Raw genomic sequence first — 23673 nt, forward strand, 5'->3', positions numbered from 1 at the left:
TGTGTGGATAAATTGTGTGAGCGGTTTGTTACGGTGATGTGAGCAGGCAGAGTTATCCGCAAAAAATTGCGATACTGAATACTTATAATGCGGGTTTGATCTCGTTTTTAAGTAACGTGTTACATAGAATACGCAGCAAAATACAACCCTCCTCAAATTTGGAGCCGATATGTCCCATATTTTGCATTTCCTTTTAGCACTGGTGGTCGTCGGCGTGCTGGCCCTGCTGGTCAGTCACGACCGTAAAAGTATTCGCTTTCGCTATATCGCACAGCTTTTAGTGATTGAACTCCTGCTGGCGTGGTTTTTCCTGACCTCTGAGGCGGGACTGGGCTTTGTTAAGGGCTTTGCCAGCATGTTTGATTACCTGCTGAAATATGCAGGTGAAGGCACCAATTTTGTGTTTGGCGGCATGAACGAAAAGGGACTCGCCTTCTTCTTCCTTAATGTTTTATGCCCTATCGTCTTTATTTCTGCGCTGATCGGTATTTTGCAGCATTTCCGCATTCTGCCGTGGATCATCCGCGGTATCGGAACCGTGCTGTCAAAAGTGAACGGCATGGGCAAGCTGGAGTCTTTTAACGCCGTCAGTTCTCTGATTCTGGGACAGTCAGAAAACTTCATCGCGTATAAAGATATTCTCGGCAAAATGTCGCAGCGTCGTATGTACACCATGGCGGCCACCGCTATGTCGACCGTATCGATGTCCATTGTTGGCGCCTACATGACCATGCTGCAGCCAAAGTATGTGGTTGCCGCACTGGTGCTGAATATGTTCAGTACCTTTATCGTTCTGTCGCTGATCAACCCTTACCGCGTAGAGAATGAAGAAGATCTGCAGCTGCAGGATCTGCATAAAGGTCAGAGCTTCTTTGAGATGCTGGGTGAATATATTCTTGCCGGATTTAAAGTGGCGATTATCGTTGCGGCTATGCTGATTGGCTTTATTGCCCTGATCTCCGGTCTGAATGCGCTGTTTGACCTGATTTTTGGTATCAGCTTCCAGGGCGTGCTGGGCTATGTATTCTATCCGTTTGCCTGGGTGATGGGTGTTCCGGCTCATGAAGCGCTGCAGGTAGGCAGTATCATGGCCACCAAACTGGTCTCTAACGAATTTGTGGCGATGATGGATCTGCAGAAAGTTGCAGGCCAGCTGTCACCTAACGCAGAGGGCATTCTTTCGGTGTTCCTGGTATCGTTCGCTAACTTTTCATCCATCGGGATTGTGGCTGGCGCGATTAAAGGACTGCATGAAGAACAGGGCAACGTGGTATCACGCTTTGGCCTGAAACTGCTCTACGGTTCAACGCTGGTCAGCGTGCTCTCAGCTGCCATTGCCGGTCTGGTACTCGCTTTCTGATTATCAGGGCGGGCTTCGGCTCGCCCTGCTCTCCTGCTCAGCCGTTACGCCTTCAGCACCACGCTTCCCGCTTTTCTCTGCGCTTTCTGCACATCACTGATTTTCATCAACGGAATAGCTGCCGCTATAAAGCGTGCGTTGCAGGGAGCAGAACTGACAGAAAAGGTCATTCAGGAAGAGATTTATCGCAGTAACGGGAAGATATTCAGAGCAACAACGAAGATTTGGTGGAGATAAGCGGGATCGAACCGCTGACCTCTTGCATGCCATGCAAGCGCTCTCCCAGCTGAGCTATACCCCCACATCTGGAATCATTCTTTCGGTTCAAACCGTTGGGAGCGGTTTGGTGGAGCTAAGCGGGATCGAACCGCTGACCTCTTGCATGCCATGCAAGCGCTCTCCCAGCTGAGCTATAGCCCCGTACCGAAAAAACTGCCGGGCAGACCCGACGGACGGCATAATATGAAACCGCTCTGAGTGTGTCAACGGCAAATTCTCGTTCTGTGTGCAATCGCTGAAAAAGACGGCAAACCCGTGTTGTAGTAACCTTTTTTTCGCCACTTATGCTCCTCCTGCTGCTGATGGTGGCCAAAAAGCAGCGCGCTGGCGGGTTAAATTCAGGTTAAAGATGTTAGCGCCAGGCTTGTTTTCGTTAATGGTCCGTGTAAAACTTCGCACGCTAATTAACCGGTTGACCTGCCAGGGTTAGCTCCTTAATAACCGGTAAAATCATCCCTTTGTTTAATAAAAGAAAAAGAGAATTATGTCACTACATACTCCTAAAGAGATCGCCCAGCTGGCGATTCAGGCTGGCGTGGCTAAAAGCCGCCTGCCCGTTTCAACCTTATTAATCCTTGGCTTTATGGCTGGTGCCTTTATCGCTACCGGCTTCCTGCTTGATCTGCACGTCATTAACCAGCTGCCTGCTGAATGGGGCTCATTCTCAAGCTTTCTGGGCGCTGCCGTATTCCCGGTCGGTCTGATTCTGACTGTGCTGGCTGGCGGTGAGCTGCTGACGGGCAATATGATGACGCTGCCGGTGGCGTGGTTTGCCCGCCGTATCAGCGCTTTGAGCGTCCTGCGTAACTGGTTCTGGGTTACGGTTGCGAACTTTATTGGTAGCGTCGCCGTCGCCTGGTTCTTTGGGCATATGCTGGGCATGACGGAAGGTGACTACCTGAAAAAAACCGTTGCGATTGCGCACGCTAAAGTCAGCGCCGATTTCCTGCATGCCTTTATCTCTGGCGTGGGCTGTAACTGGCTGGTCTGCCTGGCGGTATGGCTGGCGTTTGCCAGTAAAGATATGGTGGGCAAAATCATGGGGATGTGGTTCCCGGTGATGGCGTTCGTGGCCATTGGTTTCCAGCACGTCGTGGCGAACATGTTTATTGTGCCGGCGGCTATCTTTGCGGGTCAGATGAGCTGGGCCGAGTTTGCGCCTAACGTAATTGCCGTGTTCCTTGGCAACGCCGTAGGGGGAGCTATCTTCGTCGGTCTGACCTATTTCCTGGCGTTCCGCCCTGAACAGGCAGTTGCTCGCGAAGCCTCGTAACCTATTAATGTCTTTTATTGGTCGTAAAAAGCATTTTCTGTCCGGATTACTTTTCCCAGTAACGTTTTGTTGTAATATGTAGAGCTAATGTATTCAACAGGGACAGCATCGTGAAAAAGGAATGGCTAACCCCCGAAGAGCTCGCGCTTGAAACGGGCTACAGTCGGCAGACGGTGAACAAATGGATCAAACGCGAAAACTGGACCACCACGCCTAAGCCCGGCGTACAGGGCGGCAAAGCGCGTTTGATCCATATCGATGAGCGGGTGAAAAGCTTTATTCAGTCCACCCGCCACGCGAGTGAACCGGCAGCGAATTACGCCGCTCAGCAGAATACGTTACCTGCGTTATTAATAAATTCTGTCCAGCAAATGACGCAGACAGAACAGGACCAGCTCGCCGCCCTGTTACTGCGTGAAGGGATCCGCGGTGTTCTGGAAAGGCTGGGTATTCAGGATGCATAAAAAAGCCGGAGGCAATTGCTTCCGGCTTTTTTGTTGTACCTGATTGATAACTCTCCCGCGGCGTGCGAGAGCGATAAGCTATCAGGCGTTAGCTTCGCGCTCAGCAATAAATGCCAGCGCTTTATCAATCCGCGCAACGCTGCGGCTGCGGCCAATCGCTTCCACGGTCACATCCAGCGCCGGCGACTGCCCTGCTCCGGTAACGGCAACACGCAGCGGCATGCCCACTTTCCCCATACCCAGCTCAAGTTCATCCGCCGCGCTCTGAATCGCATGGTGAATCTGCTCTGCATTCCAGTCGCTGTCGCTCAGTGCAGCCAGCTTGTCACGCACCCGCTCCAGCGGCTGACGCGCAACCGGACGCAGATGCTTCTTCGCGGCATCCGCATCAAAGGCGTCAAACTCTTCATAGAAGTAGCGGCAGGAAGCGGCAATCTCCACCAGCGTTTTGCAGCGGTCGCCCAGCAGCGTCACCAGTTTTGCCAGTTCAGGCCCGGTGCGGGTATCGATCTGCTGCTGTTCAATGTGCCACTGCAGATGCGTCGCCACATACTCTGGCGGCAGCGTAGTAATATAGTGGTGATTCAGCCACTGCAGTTTTTCAGTGTTGAAAGCGCTGGCTGATTTACTGACCGCATCCAGCGTAAACAGCGATTTCATCTCAGGAATGCTGAAGATCTCCTGATCGCCATGAGACCAGCCCAGACGAACCAAATAATTAAGCAGCGCCTCCGGCAGATAGCCATCGTCGCGATACTGCATCACGCCTACCGCGCCGTGACGCTTGGAGAGTTTTTTACCATCATCACCGAGGATCATGGAGACGTGCGCATAGACAGGAACCTGCGCGCCAATCGCTTTCAGGATGTTGATCTGACGCGGTGTGTTATTGATGTGATCTTCACCACGGATAACGTGCGTGATCCCCATGTCCCAGTCATCCACCACTACGCAGAAGTTGTAGGTCGGTGAACCATCGGTACGACGAATGATCAGGTCGTCCAGCTCCTGATTGCTGAATTCAATCGGGCCGCGGATCTGATCGTCAAAGATGACAGAGCCATCCTGCGGATTACGGAAACGGACCACGCACGGCTCATCAGCAGCGTGATGTTCATGGCTGTCGCGGCAGCGACCGTCATAGCGTGGCTTTTCACCGTTAGCCATCTGCTCTTCACGCAGTGCATCAAGACGCTCGCGGGAGCAGTAGCACCTGTAGGCGGTGCCCGCTTCCAGCATCTCATCAATGACGTCGTTATAGCGGTCAAAACGTTTGGTCTGATAGTAAGGACCTTCATCCCAGTCAAGGCTCAGCCAGTTCATGCCATCCATAATGGCTTCGATCGCTTCCGGCGTGGAGCGCTCCAGGTCAGTGTCCTCAATACGCAGGACAAACTCGCCTTCGTAATGACGTGCAAAAAGCCAGGAGTAAAGCGCGGTGCGGGCGCCTCCAACGTGCAGATAGCCGGTCGGGCTGGGGGCGAAGCGGGTTTTAATTTTCATTCAGCATTGCCTTAGATGCGCAGGTTTTCTTATCTGGATGACAAAAAAACGGGTTAACGCGAAAAAACAGTGCGCACATTCTAGCAGGTGGAGATGATTCCTCAATCACTCTCACCGCCGCTGCCGCAGCGCAAACGGCTTTTTCTGCTAATAAAACCAGCACATTGGCTAAAACCCCTTCAGGGTGACTATTTTTAAAGCGAACAAACATTTTAATTTTAAAAAGCGTTGACTCACTTCGAAGGATCCCTATAATGCGACTCCACACAGCGGGGGTGATTAGCTCAGTTGGTAGAGCATCTCCCTTACAAGGAGGGGGTCGGCGGTTCGAACCCGTCATCACCCACCACTCTTAAGGTGGCCCGCAGTGAACAGGTAGTAAGAGATAAGATATGGGTGATTAGCTCAGTTGGTAGAGCATCTCCCTTACAAGGAGGGGGTCGGCGGTTCGAACCCGTCATCACCCACCATATCTTAGCCAGACAGCCTGTTAAAGAAGTACCGAAGTGGGTGATTAGCTCAGTTGGTAGAGCATCTCCCTTACAAGGAGGGGGTCGGCGGTTCGAACCCGTCATCACCCACCACTTCGGGTCGTTAGCTCAGTTGGTAGAGCAGTTGACTTTTAATCAATTGGTCGCAGGTTCGAATCCTGCACGACCCACCAAATTCAGAAAAAAGCGCCCTATGGGCGCTTTTTTTGTTTCTTTTGGGCGGCATTAATGCCGCCCCTACAAATAAGCCGCTCTGCTCGCACCTGTAGGGGTCGCATTTATGCGGCCCTGAAATCAGCGCGGCCCTCAACATTCCAGGTTGCACGCCTGAAGCCTTTACTTCTGCTGCCGATAACCTTCAGAGTTTATGGCAAGGAGAAAATGATGACGACAATATCAGGTATTAGCACTATCGGGGCCGGGGGCAGCAGCGGAGGCGGGGCAGCCTCTGAGATTGCCGCTATTAATAAACAGATCGCCGCTATTACCAGCCAGCTCAAATCTCTGGCGGACAATCATACGCTGACGCAGGAGCAAAAATCAGAACAGCAGCAGATGCTGGAGAGCCAGATCCAGATGCTCTATGCACAGATTGCTCAGATTCAGCAGCGCGAAGCGGAAAAGGCAGAACAGCAGCAGCAGACTGAACAGCCGGTGAGCGCCCGGGCGGATGGCATTAACCGGCCAACGCCAGACAACCAGCTCGACGTCTATATCTAAAATGCCGGATAGAGTGAGCGAGTCTGCGTCAGCAGCTCAGCCTGCTGACGCACTTCCTGCCAGACCGCCTCCGCAGCGGGCGTAAGCGAACGGTTTTTACGTTTGATCAGCATCAGACTGCGGTTCATCTCCGGATAAAGCCGGCGTACTGCCAGCTTACGTCCCGAAGGCAGCGGCAGCGCCAGCGCCGGCAAAATGCTGATGCCGATGCCCGCTTCCACCATCGGATAGAGGGTCGCCGGATGACCAATCTCCTGTACCACATTCACACTGACAGCGAGCTGCTGCAGTATTGCGTCCACCAGCATCCGGCTGCCTGAGGCGTAGTCCTGCAGTACTATATTGCGATCTGTCAGCATCGCCCAGGTAACGCTCTCGGTTTGCGCCAGCGTATCATTCTGGTGACAGAGCAGCAGGAAAGGCTCCTGCAGGATCTCTTCGGCGTCAAACTCTGCGTCACCCAGCGGGCCAATCACAATCCCGAAATCAACCTCCGCATTACGCACGCTGTGCAACACGGCCTGCTGCACCCTGTCGTGCAGGATCACGCGGATATCGGGATAGTGCTGCTGCGTGCTGGCCAGACATTGCGGCATCAGATGCGCAGAGGGCGTCTGACTGGCCGCAACCCGCACCGTGCCGCTGCGCTGCTCGCCGTAACTGCGCACGTCCAGCAGCGTGGTATTCAGCTCTTCCAGCAGGCGCGTCAGCCGGGTTGCCAGCTGCTGCCCTGCCCCGGTCAGCAATACTTCACGCGTCGTGCGGTCCAGCAGGCGCACGCCTATTTCCGCCTCCAGCTCTTTCACGCTATGGCTTACCGCCGACTGGCTTAACCCTATCAGCTGCCCCGCCTGGCTAAAGCTTCCCTGTCGGGCAACAGCAACAAAAGTACGCAGCTGGCGTAACGTATAATTCATCGATTCTGCTCATAGATTAATGCAATAAATCAATTTTATTTCTAAACGCGCTTAGCGCACAATCTCTGCCAGACTTTTTCTTTTAACCGGACGTTAACAATGGGCTTTTTACGACTCGATCCAATGATGATCAAACTCATCATTACCGTACTGCTGGCCAGCTTTCTGCCGGCACGCGGCGGTTTTGTCGACTTTTTTGAATACCTCACCACTGCCGCTATCGCCCTGCTCTTCTTTATGCACGGTGCCAAACTGTCGCGCGAGAAGATTATTGCCGGCAGCAGCCACTGGCGTCTGCATCTGTGGATTATGTGCAGCACGTTTGTGATTTTTCCGGCGCTCGGGCTGCTGCTGGTCTGGTGGCACCCGGTTAACGTCGGGCCTGAAATCTATACCGGCTTCCTCTACCTCTGCATTCTGCCTGCCACCGTACAATCCTCTATCGCCTTTACCTCTATGGCAGGCGGGAATGTTGCGGCGGCGGTCTGCGCTGCGTCCGCCTCCAGCCTGCTGGGCGTGTTTATTTCCCCTCTGCTGGTCAATCTGGTAATGAACGTACACAGTGCGGCGCCGGGTAACGGCCTGGAGCAGATTGGTAAGATTGTGATGCAGCTGCTGGTGCCGTTTGTTGTCGGTCATCTCTCCCGCCGCTGGATCGGCGGCTGGGTGGAAAAGCATCGCAGCCTGATTGGCAAAACCGATCAAACCTCGATTCTGCTGGTTGTCTATTCAGCCTTTAGTGAAGCGGTGGTAAATGGCATCTGGCATCGCGTTGGCGTCGATACCCTGCTGTGGATTCTGGCAGGCAGCCTGCTGCTGCTGCTGATTGCGCTGGCAATCAATATTGGTGCCTCACGGCTGTTTGGTTTCAGCCGGGCTGATGAGATTGTGGTGCTGTTCTGCGGTTCGAAAAAGAGCCTGGCGAACGGCGTGCCGATGGCTAATATTCTTTTCCCGGCCAGTGCGGTGGGCATTATTGTGCTGCCGCTGATGATTTTTCATCAGGTACAGCTGATGATCTGCTCGTTCATTGCCCAGCGCTATAAAGCAGGTAATGAAAAGCGGCTGGCGCAGCAGCCAGAGGTGCAGAAGTCATAAAAAACGGCCCGCGCAAGCGGGCTTTTTTATTGCGGGGGGCGCCTGAGCGGTGCGATCAGCCCCTGCAGCCCCTCTATTTTAATCGCCAGCGTCAGCTGCATCAGCTCGCCCAGCGTACCCGCCGGAAACGCATTTTGCGCGCAAACCAGAGCAGGTACTCTTCCGGCAGATCGATCAGCAGCCGGCCCTGATATTTACCAAACGGCATCACCGTGCTGGCGATAGCCAGCAGCTGCTGTTTCTCCATATTATGCGTCCAGCAGGCGGATCATCTCCGCTTCGTCAATAACCGGAATACCCAGCTCCTGCGCCTTAGCCAGCTTGGAGCCCGCCGCTTCGCCAGCGATCAGCAGATCGGTTTTCTTTGATACGCTGCCGCTGACTTTAGCGCCCAGCGCGGCAAGACGCGCTTTCGCATCATCGCGATTCATCTGCGACAGAGAGCCGGTAAGCACCACCGTTTTACCGGCAAAGGGACTATCGATCTCTTCTGCTTTGATCACCGCGACGGCAGGCCAGTGAATGCCGATCTCTTCTGTCAGCTCGCGGATCACCTCACGGTTGCTCTCTTCTTCCATAAAATTGCGGACGTGAGCGGCAACAACCTTACCCACATCCGGCACGGCAATCAGCGCATCGAGATCGGCATTCATCACCCGCTCCAGCTCGCCAAAGTGACGGGCGAGGTTGGCTGCCGTGGCTTCACCCACCTCGCGGATCCCCAGCGCATACAGGAACCGCGGCAGCGTCGTCAGTTTAGCTTTTTCGAGTGCGGCCACCACGTTTTGTGCCGATTTCGGCCCCATGCGATCCAGTCCGGTCAGTTTACCGGCCGTCAGGCGAAACAGATCGGCTGGCGTTTTCACATACTCTTTCTCAACCAGCTGATCGATGATTTTATCTCCCATGCCATCCACATCCATGGCGCGACGCGAGACAAAATGCTTAAGCGCCTCTTTACGCTGGGCACCGCAGATCAGCCCTCCGGTACAGCGCGTTACCGCTTCACCCTCTACCCGCTCTACGTCAGAGCCACACACCGGGCAGTGCTGCGGAAACACAATTTCACGCGCGTCAGCCGGCCGGTCAGACTCTACCACGCTGACCACCTGCGGGATCACGTCGCCAGCGCGGCGAATCGCTACCCGGTCGCCGATGCGCAGGCCGAGACGGGCGATCTCATCGGCGTTATGCAGAGTGGCATTACTTACCATGACGCCTGCGACCTGCACGGGTTCGAGACGCGCTACTGGCGTAATGGCTCCGGTGCGTCCGACCTGAAACTCAACGTCGCGCACCACGGTCAGCTGCTCCTGTGCCGGGAATTTGAAGGCGATCGCCCAGCGCGGCGCGCGCGCCACAAAACCGAGCCGCTCCTGCAGCGCCTGTGAATCGACTTTGATTACCACGCCGTCGATATCAAACCCGAGTTCAGGCCGCTCCTGCTCAATATGATGATAAAACGCCAGCGCTTCATCAGCGGTATGAACCCGTTTGATCCGCTCACTGACCGGTAAACCCCAGGCTTTAAACTGCTGCAGGCGTTCCCAGTGGCTGGCCGGGATCTCGCCGCCCTCCAGCAGGCCAAAGCCGTAGCAGAAGAAGGTTAGCGGGCGTCTGGCGGTGATGCGGGGATCGAGCTGACGCAGTGAGCCGGCTGCCGCATTGCGCGGATTCGCAAAGACTTTGCCACCGGTACGCCGCGCTTCCTCATTGAGCTTTTCAAACCCGCTTTCAGTCATAAACACTTCACCGCGCACTTCCAGCCGCGCCGGGATATTATCGCCCCGCAGCCGCAGCGGGATCGCCCGGACGGTGCGCACGTTAGCGGTGATATTTTCGCCGGTTGTGCCGTCGCCGCGGGTAGCGGCCCGCACCAGTAAGCCGTTTTCATACAGCAGGCTGACCGCCAGACCATCAAGTTTGAGTTCACAGCAGTAGGTCAGCTCATCGCTGCTCTTAAGCCGATCCTGTACGCGTTTGTTAAAGGCGCGGAACCCTGCCTCATCAAAGGTGTTATCCAGCGACAGCATCGGCACTTCATGCCGCACCTGCTCAAAAGCGGTCAGCGGCGCCGCGCCGACCCGCTGCGTAGGTGAGTCGGGGGTAATCAGATCGGGATGCGCACGCTCCAGCTCGCGCAGCTGATTCATCAGCCGGTCATATTCAGCATCCGGGACTTCCGGTGCATCCATCACGTGGTAGAGATACTCATGATGACGCAGCGTGGTACTGAGCGCTGCGATCTGCTCCTGAACTGATTTCATAGTGTTTATCCGATAAAAAACCCCCGGCTGGCGGGGGTTGAGAGTGACTCTGTTTCACGCTGCAAATGGCGGGCGTAAACATGTAATACTGCCGTAGCGGTTAGCCGCCAACCACCTCGCGAATGCGGGCTTTGTAAGTCTCAAGCTTCTGCGGCGTCATCATGCGACGCTCGTCATCCAGCACCACGCCGCCGACGTCATCGGCAATACGCTGGGCTGACTGCAGCATCAGCTTAAAGTTCTGATGCGCGTCGCCGTAGGATGGCACCATCATAAACATTGAGACGCCAGGTGTCGTGAAGTCGCCCATGGTGTCAGGGTTGAAGGAACCCGGCTTCACCATGTTAGCAAGACTGAACAGAACAGGGCCGCTGCCGGCCGGACTCAGATGGCGGTGAAAAATGTTCATCTCGCCAAACTGGAACCCCGCCTGTAACACGCCCTGCAGCAGCGCTTCACCGTTGAGCGCACCGCCTGCATGAGCGGCAACGTGCAGAACCAGTACCGTCTCTTTTTTACTGCCAGGCGCTGCAGGCTGCGGTTCCTGCGGGGCTGGCGTCGCTTCACGCTCAGGTACGGCTTCAGGCTCAGGTGCAGCGCTGAATTCCGGAGCGGGCTGTGCCGCTGGAAGAGGTTCGTTATCCAGCAGCGGATCGGACTGTACCGGCGCAGGCTGCGGTTTCGCAACCGGCTGCGGCGCAGCAGGCTGCTGCACAGGCGGCGGAGAAACAGGCTGCTGCGGCGCGGAGTGCGCAGGCGCAGGCGCAGGCTTGCTGTCCAGCAGCGGATCGCCCGTCAGCGGGGTTTCATGCTGTGTGAAAGGCTGGCGTGCCGGCTCCGGCGCTCGCGGCGCGGCCGGTTTGGCTGGCGGCGCGGGGAACACAGGTTCATTACTGTCGTCATGCTGACGATGGACGCGCACTTCACCGACGCCATCCTCTTCATCACTCAGCAGATCGTCATCCGCGTCATCGCGCTGTTTGAGACGTTTGTGCGGGCGATCGCGAAATACGGACGAACGCTCTTTACGACTGGTCCACAGTCCGTGAAGAAGCAGCGCTATTATGGCGATCGCGCCAACAACGATTAATATCAGACGCAAATCCTGCATCATTGTATTCTCTGTTGTTCCAATACCTTGCCACCACGGCAAACTTTATCCTCTAACTGTATTTGCCCTGCTACACAAGTGCAAGTCTGCGCACTATTTTCTGACAAATAAGATAGCCAGCCGACGCTTTTTCGCTGTTTTTTCGCACAAAGCAGGCCAGCTCACCGGGAAAAGCCAGGGTATGATGTTGATGCCGCTACTTACAGGAGAAAGGCTTGTTATGCCCGCAGAGAATTCAGTCTCATCATTTAATGGTCTTCACTACTTTGCCCGCGGCTGGAACCTGGTGCATATGCGGGGGATCCGCCGCTATGTCATTGTGCCGCTGCTGGTGAATGTGCTGCTGCTCGGCGGCGCGTTTTACTGGCTGTTCCGGCGGCTAGGAGAGTGGATCCCTCAGCTGCTTTCACACGTGCCCGACTGGCTGCAGTGGCTGAGCTATCTCATCTGGCCGCTCTCAGTGATTTCAATCGTGCTGGTGTTTGGCTATTTTTTTTCCACGCTCGCCAACCTGATTGCCGCTCCCTTTTGCGGCCTGCTGGCTGAACAGCTGGAGGGACAACTCACCGGCAGGCCGCTGCCTGACAGTGGCTGGATGGGCCTGCTTAAAGATCTGCCGCGCATTATGAAACGTGAACTGCAGAAGCTGGGTTACTACCTGCCGCGTGCGCTGGGCCTGCTGCTGCTCTATTTTATCCCTGGCTTTGGTCAGATAGTGGCGCCGGTATTGTGGTTTCTGTTCAGCGCATGGATGCTTTCTGTCCAGTACTGCGACTATCCGTTTGACAACCATAAGGTCAGCTTTCCGCATATGCGCACTGCCCTGCGGCGGCATAAAGTCGCCAATATGCAGTTTGGCGCGATGGTCAGCCTGTTTACCATGATACCTATTCTGAATCTGGTGATTATGCCGGTGGCCGTATGCGGGGCGACCGCGATGTGGGTCGATCGCTATCGTGCTGATTTAGCTCGTCATTAACCGCAGCGATCCAGGCTTATGCATTTTTCCGCACGGCTTATGGTCACGGGCTATATAGATATACTATTTCTTTCCTTCCGCGCGGAGACAGAACAGGTATCCTCAAAGGGTTCCCAATATTTCATACAGTTAAGGACGGGCAATGAGTAAGATCTACGAAGACAACTCGCTGACAATTGGTCATACGCCGCTGGTTCGACTGAACCGCATCGGTAACGGACGTATTCTGGCGAAGGTCGAGTCGCGTAACCCGAGCTTCAGCATCAAGTGCCGTATCGGTGCCAATATGATTTGGGATGCAGAAAAACGCGGAATTCTGAAGCCTGGCGTAGAACTGGTTGAGCCGACCAGCGGTAACACGGGTATCGCCCTGGCATACGTCGCCGCTGCACGCGGCTACAAGCTAACGCTGACCATGCCAGAGACGATGTCAATTGAGCGTCGTAAGCTGCTGAAAGCGCTGGGTGCCAATCTGGTGCTGACCGAAGGGCCAAAAGGCATGAAAGGCGCCATCGCCAAAGCGGAAGAGATTGTTGCCAGCGATCCGGATAAGTATGTTCTGCTGCAGCAGTTCAGCAACCCGGCTAACCCGGAGATTCATGAAAAAACCACCGGGCCGGAAATCTGGGAAGACACCGATGGCGAAGTTGATGTCTTTATTGCCGGTGTAGGAACCGGCGGCACCCTGACCGGCGTAAGTCGCTATATCAAGAATACCAAAGGCAAAAAAGAGCTAATTACCGTGGCGGTAGAACCTACCGACTCGCCGGTTATTGCACAGGCGATGGCGGGTGAAGAGATCAAACCGGGTCCGCATAAAATTCAGGGCATCGGCGCAGGCTTCATTCCCGGTAACCTTGATCTGCAGCTGGTCGATCGGGTTATTGCCATCACCAACGATGAAGCGATCAGCACGGCGCGTCAGCTGATGGAAGAAGAAGGTATTCTTGCCGGCATCTCATCGGGTGCGGCGGTGGCTGCTGCGCTGAAGCTGCAGGAAGATGAAGCCTTCGCAAACAAGAATATTGTGGTGATCCTGCCCTCTTCCGGCGAACGCTATCTCAGCACCGCACTCTTTGCCGATCTGTTCACGGAAAAAGAGCTGCAGCAGTAATCGTCAAAGTCTTAAAGTGTCGAAAAAAGCACCCCTTCGGGTGCTTTTTTGTGGCGCAGATCTCACTTTCATCACCGGGCAGATTGATTTCAGTGATGCCGCTCTGGTATTTAAGCTGCCAATTATTTCGGTGCCTGAAATTAATCTGCCCTTGAAGTGGATCAAGCTGAATCGATTTACTGATTTGGCGAAATGGCGAATCACGGCATAATTAACCCGGTGACGAACAAACGCAGTTGTTGATCCGTCATTGCAAAAATGGCTTATTCATCAGAGCGTCCTTTTCTGGTCAGCATGATGCCATACCAGCGTACCTACACAGGCTAAAGTTACGGCTCCAGGCTAGACTTTAGATCCATAACACCAAACCTGAAAAAGTTGGGGAAATAGCATGTTCCAGCAAGAAGTTACCATTACCGCACCAAACGGTCTGCACACGCGTCCTGCTGCACAGTTCGTCAAAGAAGCTAAGGCGTTCCAGTCAGAAATCACTGTGACTTCCAACGGCAAATCTGCCAGCGCAAAAAGCCTGTTTAAGCTGCAGACGCTGGGTCTGACCCAGGGAACCGTGGTCACGCTCTCTGCTGAAGGTGAAGATGAGCAGCAGGCAGTTGAACATCTGGTTAAGCTGATGGCCGAGCTCGAGTAACTTCGCGCGGTCACCACCAAATCGACTCCTTTGCCCCATTGAGTGCAACTATCTTGATCGCGGACAACCTGTCCGCGATATCGCTTCACTAGAGTACTGCTCCACGACAATGGCAATGCATCGGGTCAACGAGCCATCGTGATAAAAAGGTAGGGTTATGATTTCAGGCATTTTAGCATCACCGGGTATCGCTTTCGGCAAAGCACTGCTGCTGAAAGAAGATGAGATCGTCATCAACCGTAAAAAGATTACAGACGACCAGGTTGATCAGGAAGTTCAGCGCTTCCTTGATGGACGTAGCAAAGCAGCAGAACAGCTTCAGGCGATCTGCGTCAAAGCCGGTGAAACCTTCGGTGAAGAGAAAGCGGCGATCTTTGAAGGTCACATCATGCTGCTGGAAGACGAAGAGCTTGAGCAGGAAATCATTGACCTGATTAAAAAAGATCATGTCACCGCTGACGCTGCGGCTCACTCTGTGGTTGAAGGCCAGGCTAAAGCGCTGGAAGAGCTCGATGATGAGTATCTGAAAGAGCGCGCAGCTGACGTACGTGATATCGGTAAGCGCCTGCTGCAGAACATTCTTGGCCTGCATATGGTCGATCTCGGCTCTATTGCTGAAGAAGCGATTCTGGTCGCAAAAGATCTGACTCCATCAGAGACTGCGCAGCTTAACCTGAAAAAGGTGCTGGGCTTTATCACCGATCTGGGTGGACGCACCTCGCACACCTCAATCATGGCGCGCTCGCTGGAACTGCCTGCGATTGTCGGCACCGGTAGCGTGACTACCACCGTTAAAAACGGTGATTTTCTGATTCTGGATGGCGTAAACAATAAAATTTATGTCAATCCAACTGAAGCGGAACAGGAAGAGCTGAAAGCGATTCAGACTCAGTACCTTTCTGAGAAACATGAGCTGGCCAAGCTGAAAGATCTGCCTGCCATTACGCTGGATGGTCATCAGGTTGAAGTCTGCGCCAACATCGGTACCGTTCGCGACGTGGCGGGTGCAGAGCGTAATGGTGCAGAAGGCGTGGGCCTCTATCGTACCGAATTCCTGTTTATGGACCGTGATTCGCTGCCTTCAGAAGAGGAGCAGTTCCAGGCCTATAAAGCCGTCGCAGAGGCCGTAGGTTCTCAGGCGGTTATCGTGCGCACGATGGATATCGGCGGCGATAAAGATCTGCCTTACATGAACCTCCCGAAAGAAGAGAACCCGTTCCTCGGCTGGCGTGCAATTCGTATCGCAATGGATCGTAAAGAGATCCTGCATGCCCAGCTGCGCGCCATTCTGCGCGCCTCCTCTTTTGGCAAGCTGCGTATCATGTTCCCGATGATTATTTCGGTGGAAGAAGTACGCTTCCTGAAAGCGGAGCTGGAGACCCTGAAAGCGCAGCTGCGTGAAGAGGGCAAAGCCTTTGATGAGTCCATTGAAGTGGGCATCATGGTGGAAACCCCGGCTTCAGCCGTTATCGCCCGTCATCTGGCGAAAGAAGTCGACTTCTTTAGTATTGGGACAAATGACCTGACGCAGTATACTCTGGCGGTCGATCGTGGTAATGATTTGATTTCACACCTCTATAACCCAATGACGCCATCTGTACTTGGCCTCATTAAGCAAGTGATCGACGCATCACATGCCGAAGGGAAATGGACCGGCATGTGTGGTGAGCTGGCGGGTGATGAACGTGCTACACTACTGTTACTGGGAATGGGGCTGGACGAATTCAGCATGAGTGCCATTTCGATCCCGAGCATCAAGAAAATCATTCGTAATACCAATTACGAAGATGCTAAGGCTCTGGCAGAGCAGGCTCTGGCTCAACCCACAGCGGAAGATTTGATGAATCTGGTCAACAAGTTCATTAAAGAAAAAACGCTCTGCTGATCCACGTGATGCTGGCCCCAAAATACTGCTTAGGAGAAGATCATGGGTTTGTTTTCTAAACTTTTTGGCGAAAAATCAGAGAGCGCGTCAGGGACTATCGATATCGTTGCGCCTCTGTCAGGCGAAATTGTCAATATTGAAGACGTACCTGATGTCGTGTTTGCTGAGAAAATCGTGGGCGATGGTATCGCAATCAAACCGACTGGCAACAAAATGGTTGCACCGGTTGATGGTACTATCGGCAAGATTTTCGAAACTAACCACGCGTTTTCCATTGAATCAGACAACGGCATTGAGCTGTTTGTCCACTTCGGTATCGATACGGTAGAGCTGAAAGGTGAAGGCTTCAAACGTATCGCCGAAGAAGGTCAGAAAGTGAAAAAAGGCGACGTTGTGATCGAGTTCGATCTGCCGCTGCTGGAAGAGAAAGCGAAATCCACGCTGACACCGGTTGTGATCTCGAATATGGATGAGATCAAAGATCTGACCAAGCTTTCCGGTCAGGTAACTGTTGGCGAAACGCCGGTTATTCGTATCAAAAAATAACGGACGTTAGCACTCTCTGAAAACGGCACCCGATGGGTGCCGTTTTTGTTTTCGCTACGCTTTGCGCCAGTGCGGGAGCCTGAGAATCACCTCAAGACCACCTTCCGGCATATTCTGCGCCTGAACTTCGCCATGATGAGCCAGCATCACCTTACGGACGATAGATAGCCCGAGGCCGTAACCTTTTCCGGCCAGCGGCGTGTTTACCCGCACAAAGGGATCGAAGATACTGGAGAGTTTGCTGTGATCGACGCCGGGTCCGCTATCGCGGATGCAGATCGTCAGCCAGGCGGCTTCCGCGTGCAGATCTACCCGGATCACCTGCCCCTGCTGCGAAAAACGCAGCGAATTTCGCAATACATTCTCTGCGCCGCGCCGGATCAGCTCGGCGTTACCGCGCACCGTATAGTCAGCCGTCTCATCGGCGGTAAACTCCACCAGCACGCCAGTCAGCTGCGCTTCATAGCGCAGATCGGTTATAACCACCTCCAGCAGCCCGAGAAGATCAAAGTAATCTTCTCCCGGCAGGCTTTCGTGACTGACGCGTGACAGCGTCAGCAGCTCGCCAATCATCTTGTCGAGGCGACGCGCTTCCTCATCAATGCGGTTAAGCGATACCGCGACCGTTGCCGGCGTCTGACGCGCCAGCCCGGTTGCCAGCTGCAGGCGTGCCAGCGGTGAACGCAGCTCGTGAGAGATATCGTGCAGCAGCGCCTCGCGGGCGTTAATCAGCGTATCGAGCCGTTCTACCATGGCATCAAAATCGTGCGCCACGCTGGAGAGTTCATCGTGACGACGGCGCATCAGCGGCCAGAGCCGCACCGAGAGATCGCCACTGGCTACGCGGGCGAATCCTTCGCGCAGCTGGCGCATCGGGCGCGTAAGATTCCAGGCGAGCAGCAGGCTGAAGAGCAGCCCCAGCGCACCGGCGAAGATAAACATCGGTTGCGGAATATTCAGAATGCGGCGCGGGCGCTCGCCTATGGTGCTGTCGCGCCGCAACGCCCTGACGTCATAACGCAGCTCCCAGCCGTTGCCGTCTGCGTCTGTTACCTGGCGCACTATCACGTCAGGAATGGGGCCGTGAAACGGCGCGCCAAACGCTGCCTGCGTCCTGCCGGCGGCGCGCGGCGCCGTCGCACGCTGGGGCAGCACCGAGAAAAACTGACGATCTTCTGCAGACCAGTCAGCCATCATGTCGTCAAGCGCAGCCGGACCGCCGCGCTCAAGAACGGAGACAGCGGAGGCCATCTGCAGATTCACAATGCGCCGTACCGCGGCAATGTCGGGCGGCTCATGCCGGCTACCCGACAGCGCAAAGCCGAGCCAGAGCAGCTGGCTGATAATCAGGAATACCAGCCAGAAACCCAGCAGAATTTTCCAGAACATGCGCCCGCGATAGCTGCGCTTCATCGGATGCGATAGCCAATACTGCGCACGGTTTCAATCGTCACGCTCTCAGCTGTCAGCGCCGCCAGTTTCTGCCGGATATTGCTGATATGGACATCAACGCTGCGATCGTAAGCTTCCCGCGACCGTCCCAGCCCCTGCTCAGAGAGTTCATCTTTGGTTACCACCCGCTCAGGCGCCCGCAGCAGCAGCTGCAGCAGGTTAAATTCTGACGCGGTCAGCTCCAGCGCCCTGCCCTGCCATGCGGTAACGCGGGTCGCCGGGTTGAGCGTCAGGTCACCCAGGCAGAGCGGCTCCTTTTTATCCGCCACCGCCGGCAACTCCTCCACGCGGCGCAAAACTGCACGCAGGCGCGCCACCAGCTCGCGCGGATAGCAGGGTTTCGGGACATAATCATCCGCGCCCATCTCCAGCCCGATCACGCGATCAATATTGTCGCCTTTTGCCGTCAGCATGATCACCGGCAGGCGGCTGTTCTGGCGCACCTGACGCAGCACGTCGGTGCCGCTCATGTCAGGCAGCATGATATCCAGGATCATGGCGCTGTAGCTGCCTGACAGTGCCCCCTCAATCCCGGCGCTGCCGGTCAGGGCAAGCTGCGTTTCAAAGCCTTCAGCAAGCAGGTACTGGCTGAGCATGGTGCCCAGCTCAGCGTCATCATCAACAAGCAGGATTTTCATCGGTTTCTCTCAGCTAAAGTGGTGCTATTTTGTGCCGATTGCGGGAGAAACGCAGCAGGATTTACGCGATCCTTACAGTCAGATGCGCGGATACAGAAGCGGCAAGCCGGTCAGCGCAGCAGGCTGACCGGGCAGATGCTGTCAGTGAAAAACACCGGTGGAGAGATAACGATCGCCCCGATCGCAGACGATCGCCACTATCACGCTGCCGGGCTGCGCCCGGGCGATGCGCAGCGCCCCCGCCACGGCGCCGCCGGAGCTCACGCCGCAGAACAGCCCTTCACGCTGCGCCAGCGCACGCATCGTCTCTTCCGCTTCCTGCTGCCCCATATCCATGATCTCGTCTACCACCTCAGGGCGCCAGATGCCAGGCAGATAGGCTTCAGGCCAGCGGCGGATACCGGGTATTGCGCTGCCTTCCTGCGGCTGCAGGCCAATCACTTTAACCGCCGGCGCGTGCTCTTTCAGAAAGCGGCCCACGCCGCTGATGGTACCGGTGGTGCCCATGCTGGAGACAAAATGCGTCAGGCGCCCGCCGCTCTGCTGCCAGATTTCCGGTGCAGTGGTGAGATAGTGGCCCAGCGGATTATCGGGATTGTTAAACTGATCCAGCACCCGGCCTTCGCCGCGATCGGCCATCGCCTGCGCCAGATCGCGTGCGCCTTCCATGCCCTGTTCACGCCTTACCAGCACCAGTTCGGCCCCGTAAGCGCGCATCGCATCCTGCCGCTCCTGACTCATGTTCTCCGGCATCAGCAGCCGCAGCCTGTACCCTTTGAGCGCGGCGATCATTGCCAGCGCAATACCGGTGTTGCCGCTGGTGGCTTCAATCAGCCTGTCGCCGGGCCTGATTTCACCGCGCAGCTCAGCCTGATGAATCATCGACCAGGCCGCGCGATCTTTCACTGAGCCGGCCGGGTTATTCCCCTCCAGCTTCAGCCAGACTTCGCTGCCATTATCGGGCGACAGGCGTTGCAGCCTGATCAGCGGCGTATTGCCGATGGTATTTTCCAGAGTGGTCACGATCGTTTTCCAGGCGCAAGAGAGGCAATAAAAACGGGCGGGAAAGTCCCGCCCGAAAGAGATGTCAAAATATCAGGCGCTCTCGGCAAAGGCAACCGGGCGCAGCGGGTTATTCCCCTGATAGAGGCGGGCCTGCTGCAGCCCCACAAACAGACGCTCACCGCGTACCGGGGCCGCCTGCTCACCTTCGAAGACCAGGGTAAACGGCTCTTCATGCCAGCCTGAGGCCTGTACCACCAGCTGCCAGAAGTGTCCGCGCGGACTGATTTCCAGCACCTGTACCGGCAGCGGCGTCTCCAGGCTGCTCTGCCGTGAGACATCCACTTCCCACGGGCGCAGGAAGAGTTCAACGCGACCCTGATGCGCTGGCGTATAGCCCAGCGGCCAGTGATGGGCGGCAACGTGGAATTGCGATCCGTGCACTTCGCCCTCAAAGCGATTGACCTCGCCCAGGAACTCCAGCACAAAGCGGGTAGCGGGTTCGCGCCATACTTCATCCGGGGAACCTGTCTGTTCAATGTTCCCCTGGCTCATTACGACCACGCTGTCCGCGACTTCCATCGCCTCTTCCTGGTCGTGCGTAACAAACACGCTGGTAAATTTCAGCTCTTCATGCAGCTGACGCAGCCAGCGGCGCAGCTCTTTACGCACCTGCGCATCGAGTGCGCCGAACGGCTCATCCAGCAGCAGGATCTGTGGCTCTACCGCCAGCGCACGCGCCAGCGCCACGCGCTGCTTCTGTCCGCCAGAGAGCTGGGCCGGAAAGCGGTTTGCCAGGTGCGCCAGCTGTACCATCTCCAGCAGGCGCGTGACGCGCTGTTTGATCTCAGCGGCTGAAGGGCGCTCGCGGCGCGGCAGCACCGTCAGGCCAAAGGCGATATTGTCAAACACCGTCATATGGCGGAACAGCGCATAGTGCTGGAAAACAAATCCCACCTGGCGATCGCGGGCGTGAATGCGGCTGACATCTTTGCCATGAAAATAGATCTGTCCGCTGTTCTGATGCTCCAGCCCGGCGATAATACGCAGCAGCGTGGTTTTGCCCGATCCGGAAGGGCCCAGCAGCGCCACCATTTCGCCGGAAGGAATATCCAGAGAGATATCATTCAGCACCGGGGTGCGGCCAAAGGCTTTATTAATTTGTTTGATCTCAATGCTCATGATTTTCCTCCTGTTGGCGCTTCTGCTGATGCTCTAATCGCCACTGCACCACGCTTTTCAGAAACAGCGTTACAATTGCCATCAGGGTCAGCAGCGCGGCGGCAGTGAATGCGCCCACGGTGTTGTAATCCTGATGCAGTAATTCAACCTGAAGCGGTAACGTATAGGTCTCACCGCGAATCGATCCTGACACCACCGACACCGCCCCAAACTCACCGATGGCGCGCGCGTTGGTCAATACCACGCCGTAGAGCAGCGCCCAGCGAATGTTGGGCAGCGTTACGCGGCGAAACATCTGCCAGCCCGATGCGCCAAGCAGCACCGCAGCTTCATCTTCGTTACTCCCCTGACTCAGCATCACCGGTACCAGCTCACGTACCACAAACGGACAGGTGACAAATACGGTCGCCAGCACCATGCCGGGCCAGGCAAACATAATCTGAATATTGTGGGCATCGAGCCAGCCGCCCGCCGGGCCGTTAACGCCCCAGAACAGCAGATACATCAGGCCCGCCACCACCGGTGATACCGCAAACGGAATATCAAACAGCGTCAGCAGCAGCTGCCGTCCCGGAAAGGTAAAGCGGGTGACCAGCCACGCCAGCAGCGTGCCAAACACCAGGTTTACCGGAACGGTAATGAGCGCAACCAGCACCGTCAGCCAGATCGCGTGCAGCATGTCGCCATCCTGCAGGTTGCTGAACGCCTGGCCTGCGCCCTGCGCCAGCGCCTCCCAGAAGATAGAGATCATCGGCACTACCAGCAGCAGTATCGATATCAGTGCACCGGTGCCAATCAGCAGCCATTTGCCCCAGTTAAAAGGCTCACGCTCAGCGCGATTGAGGTGTGAAATCTCCGCCATTAGTGACCTCCCAGGCGACGGCCAAAGCGGCTCTGCAGCGTATTAATGGCAAACAGCAGCAGCAGCGAGGCGGCAAGGATCACCGAGGCGATAGCGCTGGCGGCCGGATAATCAAACTCCTGCAGACGAACAAAAATCATCAGTGACGTCACTTCCGTTTTCCAGGCGATGTTGCCGGCGATAAAGATCACCGCACCAAACTCCCCGAGGCTGCGGGTAAACGAGAGCGCCGTTCCGGCCAGCAGCGCCGGAGCCACCTCAGGCAGCACCACGCGCCGGAAGCTTTGCCACGGCGTGGCACCCAGCGTTTCCGCCGCTTCCTCATATTCCGGGCCCAGCTCTTCCAGTACTGGCTGAACGGTACGCACCACAAACGGAATGCTGGTAAAGGCCATCGCTACTGCGATACCAATCCAGGTATAAGAGACTTTGATATCAAAATGCGCCAGCCACTGACCATACCAGCCGTTAACGGAAAAGAGTCCGGCCAGCGTCAGCCCCGCTACCGCTGTGGGCAGGGCAAACGGCAGATCCATCAGGCCATCCAGCAGCGTACGCCCCGGAAAACGATAACGGGTCAGGATCCACGCCATCAGCATGCCAAACACCGCGTTGAACAGCGACGCGACGCCGGCTGACAGCAGCGTTACTTTATAAGCCGCTACCAGCTGCGGACTGGAGATCACCGCCCAGTACTGCGCCAGCGTCATCTGCGACAGCTGCATCAGCAGCGCGCTGATAGGCAGCAGCAGAATCAGGCAGGTAAACAGCAGGCTGGTGCCGAGGCTCAGGCCGAAACCTGGCAGGACGCGTTTTTGTGCTGTAGCAAACATCAGCCGCGCCCCGCTGCCAGTAATTTATCCAGCTCACCGCCGCTGACGAAATGCGTTTTCATTACCTGCTCCCAGCCGCCAAACGCCTCATGGACGTTAAACAGTGTGGTCTGCGGGAAGCGATCCTTCTGCTCTGCCATCAGCTGTGGATTATTCACGCGGTAGTAGTAACGGGTGATAATCGCCTGAGCCGCTGGGGTGTAGAGATAGTTCAGATACGCTTTAGCTGCGTCAGCGGTGTTGTTATGCGCCACATTCTTATCTACCCAGGCAACCGGGAACTCCGCCAGGATGTTGTTGCGCGGCACAATCACTTCGTAATCATCTTTGCCATACTGATTGCGGATATTGTTTACTTCTGACTCAAAGCTAATCAGGACGTCACCCAGACCGCGTTCAGCAAACGTGGTGGTCGCGCCGCGCCCGCCGGTATCAAACACCTCAACGTTCTTCAAAAACTTCTGCATATAGGCTTCAGTTTTTGCGCGATCCTGACCGTCAGCTTTTTCCGCTGCGCCCCAGGCGGCAAGATAGGTATAGCGGCCGTTGCCGGAGGTTTTCGGATTCGGGAAAATCAGCTTTACGTTGTCGCGCGCCAGATCGGCCCAGTCATGGATCTGCTTTGGATTACCTTTGCGCACCAGAAACGCCATGGTGGAGTAGAACGGCGAGCTGTTATTTGGCAGACGACTTTGCCAGTCAGCGGCAATCAGGTTGCCTTTATCATGCAGCACCTGCACATCAGTGACCTGGTTGTAGGTAACGACATCTGCCCGCAGCCCCTGCAGGATAGCCAGCGCCTGTTTGGACGAGCCGGCGTGAGACTGCTTAATCGTGAGTTTATCGCCAGGGTGTGCCGCATCCCACTGCTGTTCAAAGGGTGCGTTGAGTGCCACAAAAAGTTCGCGTGACACATCATACGAGCTGTTCAGCAGCTCCGTTGCCTGCGCCGCCGCTGCCAGCGACAGTGACAGCGTCACGCCGCTGAGCCATGTTTTCAAAACCGGAAGTGTCATGCAGCACCCTGATAAATAGAAATCCAGCCTGG

23 protein-coding genes, 6 tRNA genes and 1 pseudogene are annotated in these 23673 nt (G+C 55.7%); 15 read left to right on the forward strand and 15 right to left on the reverse strand.

Annotation, left to right across the window (positions count from 1 at the left end):
• Positions 1-169 precede the first annotated feature (169 nt).
• Positions 170-1360: a NupC/NupG family nucleoside CNT transporter gene (locus tag F3J39_RS07870; RefSeq protein ID WP_039379419.1), complete on the forward strand. Its 1191-nt coding sequence runs from the start codon at positions 170-172 to the stop codon at positions 1358-1360.
• A 225-nt stretch (positions 1361-1585) separates the two neighbouring features.
• Here the strand turns inward: F3J39_RS07870 and F3J39_RS07875 are convergent.
• Both F3J39_RS07875 and F3J39_RS07880 read right to left on the reverse strand, forming a co-directional pair.
• Positions 1586-1661 (reverse strand) — tRNA-Ala (locus F3J39_RS07875).
• A 43-nt stretch (positions 1662-1704) separates the two neighbouring features.
• Positions 1705-1780: transfer RNA gene (locus F3J39_RS07880), tRNA-Ala, on the reverse strand.
• Between the two features lie 343 nt (positions 1781-2123).
• Between F3J39_RS07880 and F3J39_RS07885 the strand changes: the two genes are divergently transcribed.
• Together F3J39_RS07885 and F3J39_RS07890 are read left to right on the forward strand one after the other, a co-directional pair.
• Complete coding sequence (locus tag F3J39_RS07885; RefSeq protein ID WP_094111922.1) at positions 2124-2912, forward strand: formate/nitrite transporter family protein; 789 nt, start codon at positions 2124-2126, stop codon at positions 2910-2912.
• A 110-nt stretch (positions 2913-3022) separates the two neighbouring features.
• On the forward strand, positions 3023-3376 hold the full coding sequence (locus tag F3J39_RS07890; protein ID WP_039379424.1) for a YfeC-like transcriptional regulator: 354 nt from the start codon (positions 3023-3025) through the stop codon (positions 3374-3376).
• 81 nt (positions 3377-3457) lie between these two features.
• On the opposite strand, the gene gltX is transcribed toward F3J39_RS07890, so the two are convergent.
• Both gltX and F3J39_RS07900 read right to left on the reverse strand, forming a co-directional pair.
• Positions 3458-4879, reverse strand: a complete 1422-nt coding sequence (gltX, locus tag F3J39_RS07895; RefSeq protein ID WP_071668079.1) for a glutamate--tRNA ligase — start codon at positions 4877-4879, stop codon at positions 3458-3460.
• Positions 4869-5147, reverse strand: a complete 279-nt coding sequence (locus tag F3J39_RS07900; RefSeq protein WP_139239658.1) for a hypothetical protein — start codon at positions 5145-5147, stop codon at positions 4869-4871. The genes gltX and F3J39_RS07900 overlap by 11 nt, the downstream gene beginning before the upstream one ends.
• A gap of 5 nt (positions 5148-5152) precedes the next feature.
• Between F3J39_RS07900 and F3J39_RS07905 the strand changes: the two genes are divergently transcribed.
• From F3J39_RS07905 to F3J39_RS07925, 5 genes are all read left to right on the forward strand, one after another.
• A tRNA-Val gene (locus tag F3J39_RS07905) sits at positions 5153-5228 on the forward strand.
• Between the two features lie 45 nt (positions 5229-5273).
• Positions 5274-5349, forward strand: a tRNA-Val gene (locus F3J39_RS07910).
• 38 nt (positions 5350-5387) lie between these two features.
• Positions 5388-5463: transfer RNA gene (locus F3J39_RS07915), tRNA-Val, on the forward strand.
• Between the two features lie 4 nt (positions 5464-5467).
• Positions 5468-5543 (forward strand) — tRNA-Lys (locus tag F3J39_RS07920).
• Between the two features lie 211 nt (positions 5544-5754).
• On the forward strand, positions 5755-6090 hold the full coding sequence (locus F3J39_RS07925) for a FlxA-like family protein (protein WP_039379428.1): 336 nt from the start codon (positions 5755-5757) through the stop codon (positions 6088-6090).
• Here F3J39_RS07925 and F3J39_RS07930 read toward each other — a convergent pair.
• On the reverse strand, positions 6087-7007 hold the full coding sequence (locus tag F3J39_RS07930; RefSeq protein WP_166714041.1) for a LysR family transcriptional regulator: 921 nt from the start codon (positions 7005-7007) through the stop codon (positions 6087-6089). The genes F3J39_RS07925 and F3J39_RS07930 overlap by 4 nt on opposite strands.
• Positions 7008-7106: 99 nt before the next feature.
• Here F3J39_RS07930 and F3J39_RS07935 point away from each other — a divergent pair, with 99 nt between their 5' ends.
• Complete coding sequence (locus F3J39_RS07935) at positions 7107-8105, forward strand: bile acid:sodium symporter family protein (protein ID WP_039379433.1); 999 nt, start codon at positions 7107-7109, stop codon at positions 8103-8105.
• 26 nt (positions 8106-8131) lie between these two features.
• Here the strand turns inward: F3J39_RS07935 and F3J39_RS07940 are convergent.
• The 3 genes and pseudogenes from F3J39_RS07940 to zipA form a co-directional block, all read right to left on the reverse strand.
• Positions 8132-8352 (reverse strand): annotated as a pseudogene (locus tag F3J39_RS07940) (DUF3820 family protein).
• A 1-nt stretch (position 8353) separates the two neighbouring features.
• Positions 8354-10372, reverse strand: coding sequence for an NAD-dependent DNA ligase LigA (gene ligA / locus F3J39_RS07945; RefSeq protein ID WP_145340201.1), 2019 nt, complete (start codon positions 10370-10372; stop codon positions 8354-8356).
• Between the two features lie 100 nt (positions 10373-10472).
• Positions 10473-11486: a cell division protein ZipA gene (gene zipA, locus F3J39_RS07950; RefSeq protein ID WP_166714042.1), complete on the reverse strand. Its 1014-nt coding sequence runs from the start codon at positions 11484-11486 to the stop codon at positions 10473-10475.
• A 217-nt stretch (positions 11487-11703) separates the two neighbouring features.
• Between zipA and cysZ the strand changes: the two genes are divergently transcribed.
• From cysZ to crr, 6 genes are all read left to right on the forward strand, one after another.
• The gene (cysZ, locus tag F3J39_RS07955; RefSeq protein ID WP_039379442.1) at positions 11704-12462 is read left to right on the forward strand and encodes a sulfate transporter CysZ; all 759 of its coding nucleotides are present in this window, start codon (positions 11704-11706) and stop codon (positions 12460-12462) included.
• A 142-nt stretch (positions 12463-12604) separates the two neighbouring features.
• On the forward strand, positions 12605-13576 hold the full coding sequence (gene cysK / locus F3J39_RS07960) for a cysteine synthase A (RefSeq protein WP_039379445.1): 972 nt from the start codon (positions 12605-12607) through the stop codon (positions 13574-13576).
• Between the two features lie 16 nt (positions 13577-13592).
• Positions 13593-13787, forward strand: a complete 195-nt coding sequence (locus F3J39_RS07965; RefSeq protein WP_039379447.1) for a hypothetical protein — start codon at positions 13593-13595, stop codon at positions 13785-13787.
• A gap of 180 nt (positions 13788-13967) precedes the next feature.
• Positions 13968-14225 carry a phosphocarrier protein Hpr gene (gene ptsH, locus F3J39_RS07970; RefSeq protein WP_007889063.1) on the forward strand — a complete coding sequence of 86 codons (258 nt, stop codon included), beginning with the start codon at positions 13968-13970 and terminating at the stop codon, positions 14223-14225.
• Positions 14226-14382: 157 nt separating this feature from the next.
• The gene (gene ptsI / locus F3J39_RS07975; RefSeq protein WP_039379450.1) at positions 14383-16110 is read left to right on the forward strand and encodes a phosphoenolpyruvate-protein phosphotransferase PtsI; all 1728 of its coding nucleotides are present in this window, start codon (positions 14383-14385) and stop codon (positions 16108-16110) included.
• Between the two features lie 42 nt (positions 16111-16152).
• The gene (gene crr, locus F3J39_RS07980) at positions 16153-16656 is read left to right on the forward strand and encodes a PTS glucose transporter subunit IIA (RefSeq protein ID WP_039379452.1); all 504 of its coding nucleotides are present in this window, start codon (positions 16153-16155) and stop codon (positions 16654-16656) included.
• A 54-nt stretch (positions 16657-16710) separates the two neighbouring features.
• Here crr and F3J39_RS07985 read toward each other — a convergent pair whose 3' ends face one another.
• From F3J39_RS07985 to F3J39_RS08015, 7 genes are all read right to left on the reverse strand, one after another.
• A complete protein-coding gene (locus F3J39_RS07985; protein WP_166714043.1) occupies positions 16711-18069 on the reverse strand; it encodes an ATP-binding protein in 1359 nt (452 codons plus the stop codon).
• Positions 18066-18746 (reverse strand): response regulator transcription factor, encoded by a 681-nt coding sequence (locus tag F3J39_RS07990; RefSeq protein WP_039379457.1) that lies wholly within the window; start codon positions 18744-18746, stop codon positions 18066-18068. Before F3J39_RS07990 ends, F3J39_RS07985 begins: the two co-directional genes overlap by 4 nt.
• 141 nt (positions 18747-18887) lie before the next feature.
• On the reverse strand, positions 18888-19769 hold the full coding sequence (cysM, locus tag F3J39_RS07995; RefSeq protein WP_166714044.1) for a cysteine synthase CysM: 882 nt from the start codon (positions 19767-19769) through the stop codon (positions 18888-18890).
• A gap of 72 nt (positions 19770-19841) precedes the next feature.
• Entirely contained in the window at positions 19842-20930 is a 1089-nt protein-coding gene (gene cysA, locus F3J39_RS08000) for a sulfate/thiosulfate ABC transporter ATP-binding protein CysA (protein ID WP_166714045.1), read from the reverse strand.
• Positions 20920-21792: a sulfate/thiosulfate ABC transporter permease CysW gene (gene cysW, locus F3J39_RS08005; RefSeq protein WP_104085263.1), complete on the reverse strand. Its 873-nt coding sequence runs from the start codon at positions 21790-21792 to the stop codon at positions 20920-20922. The genes cysA and cysW overlap by 11 nt, the downstream gene beginning before the upstream one ends.
• Positions 21792-22625 carry a sulfate/thiosulfate ABC transporter permease CysT gene (gene cysT, locus F3J39_RS08010; protein WP_039379465.1) on the reverse strand — a complete coding sequence of 278 codons (834 nt, stop codon included), beginning with the start codon at positions 22623-22625 and terminating at the stop codon, positions 21792-21794. The genes cysW and cysT overlap by 1 nt, the downstream gene beginning before the upstream one ends.
• Positions 22625-23641, reverse strand: coding sequence for a sulfate ABC transporter substrate-binding protein (locus tag F3J39_RS08015; RefSeq protein WP_166714046.1), 1017 nt, complete (start codon positions 23639-23641; stop codon positions 22625-22627). Before F3J39_RS08015 ends, cysT begins: the two co-directional genes overlap by 1 nt.
• Between the last annotated feature and the right edge of the window lie 32 nt (positions 23642-23673).

Origin of the sequence: Pantoea sp. Acro-807, assembly GCF_011752675.1 — a bacterium.
GTDB classification, from domain to species: domain Bacteria; phylum Pseudomonadota; class Gammaproteobacteria; order Enterobacterales; family Enterobacteriaceae; genus Pantoea; species Pantoea eucrina.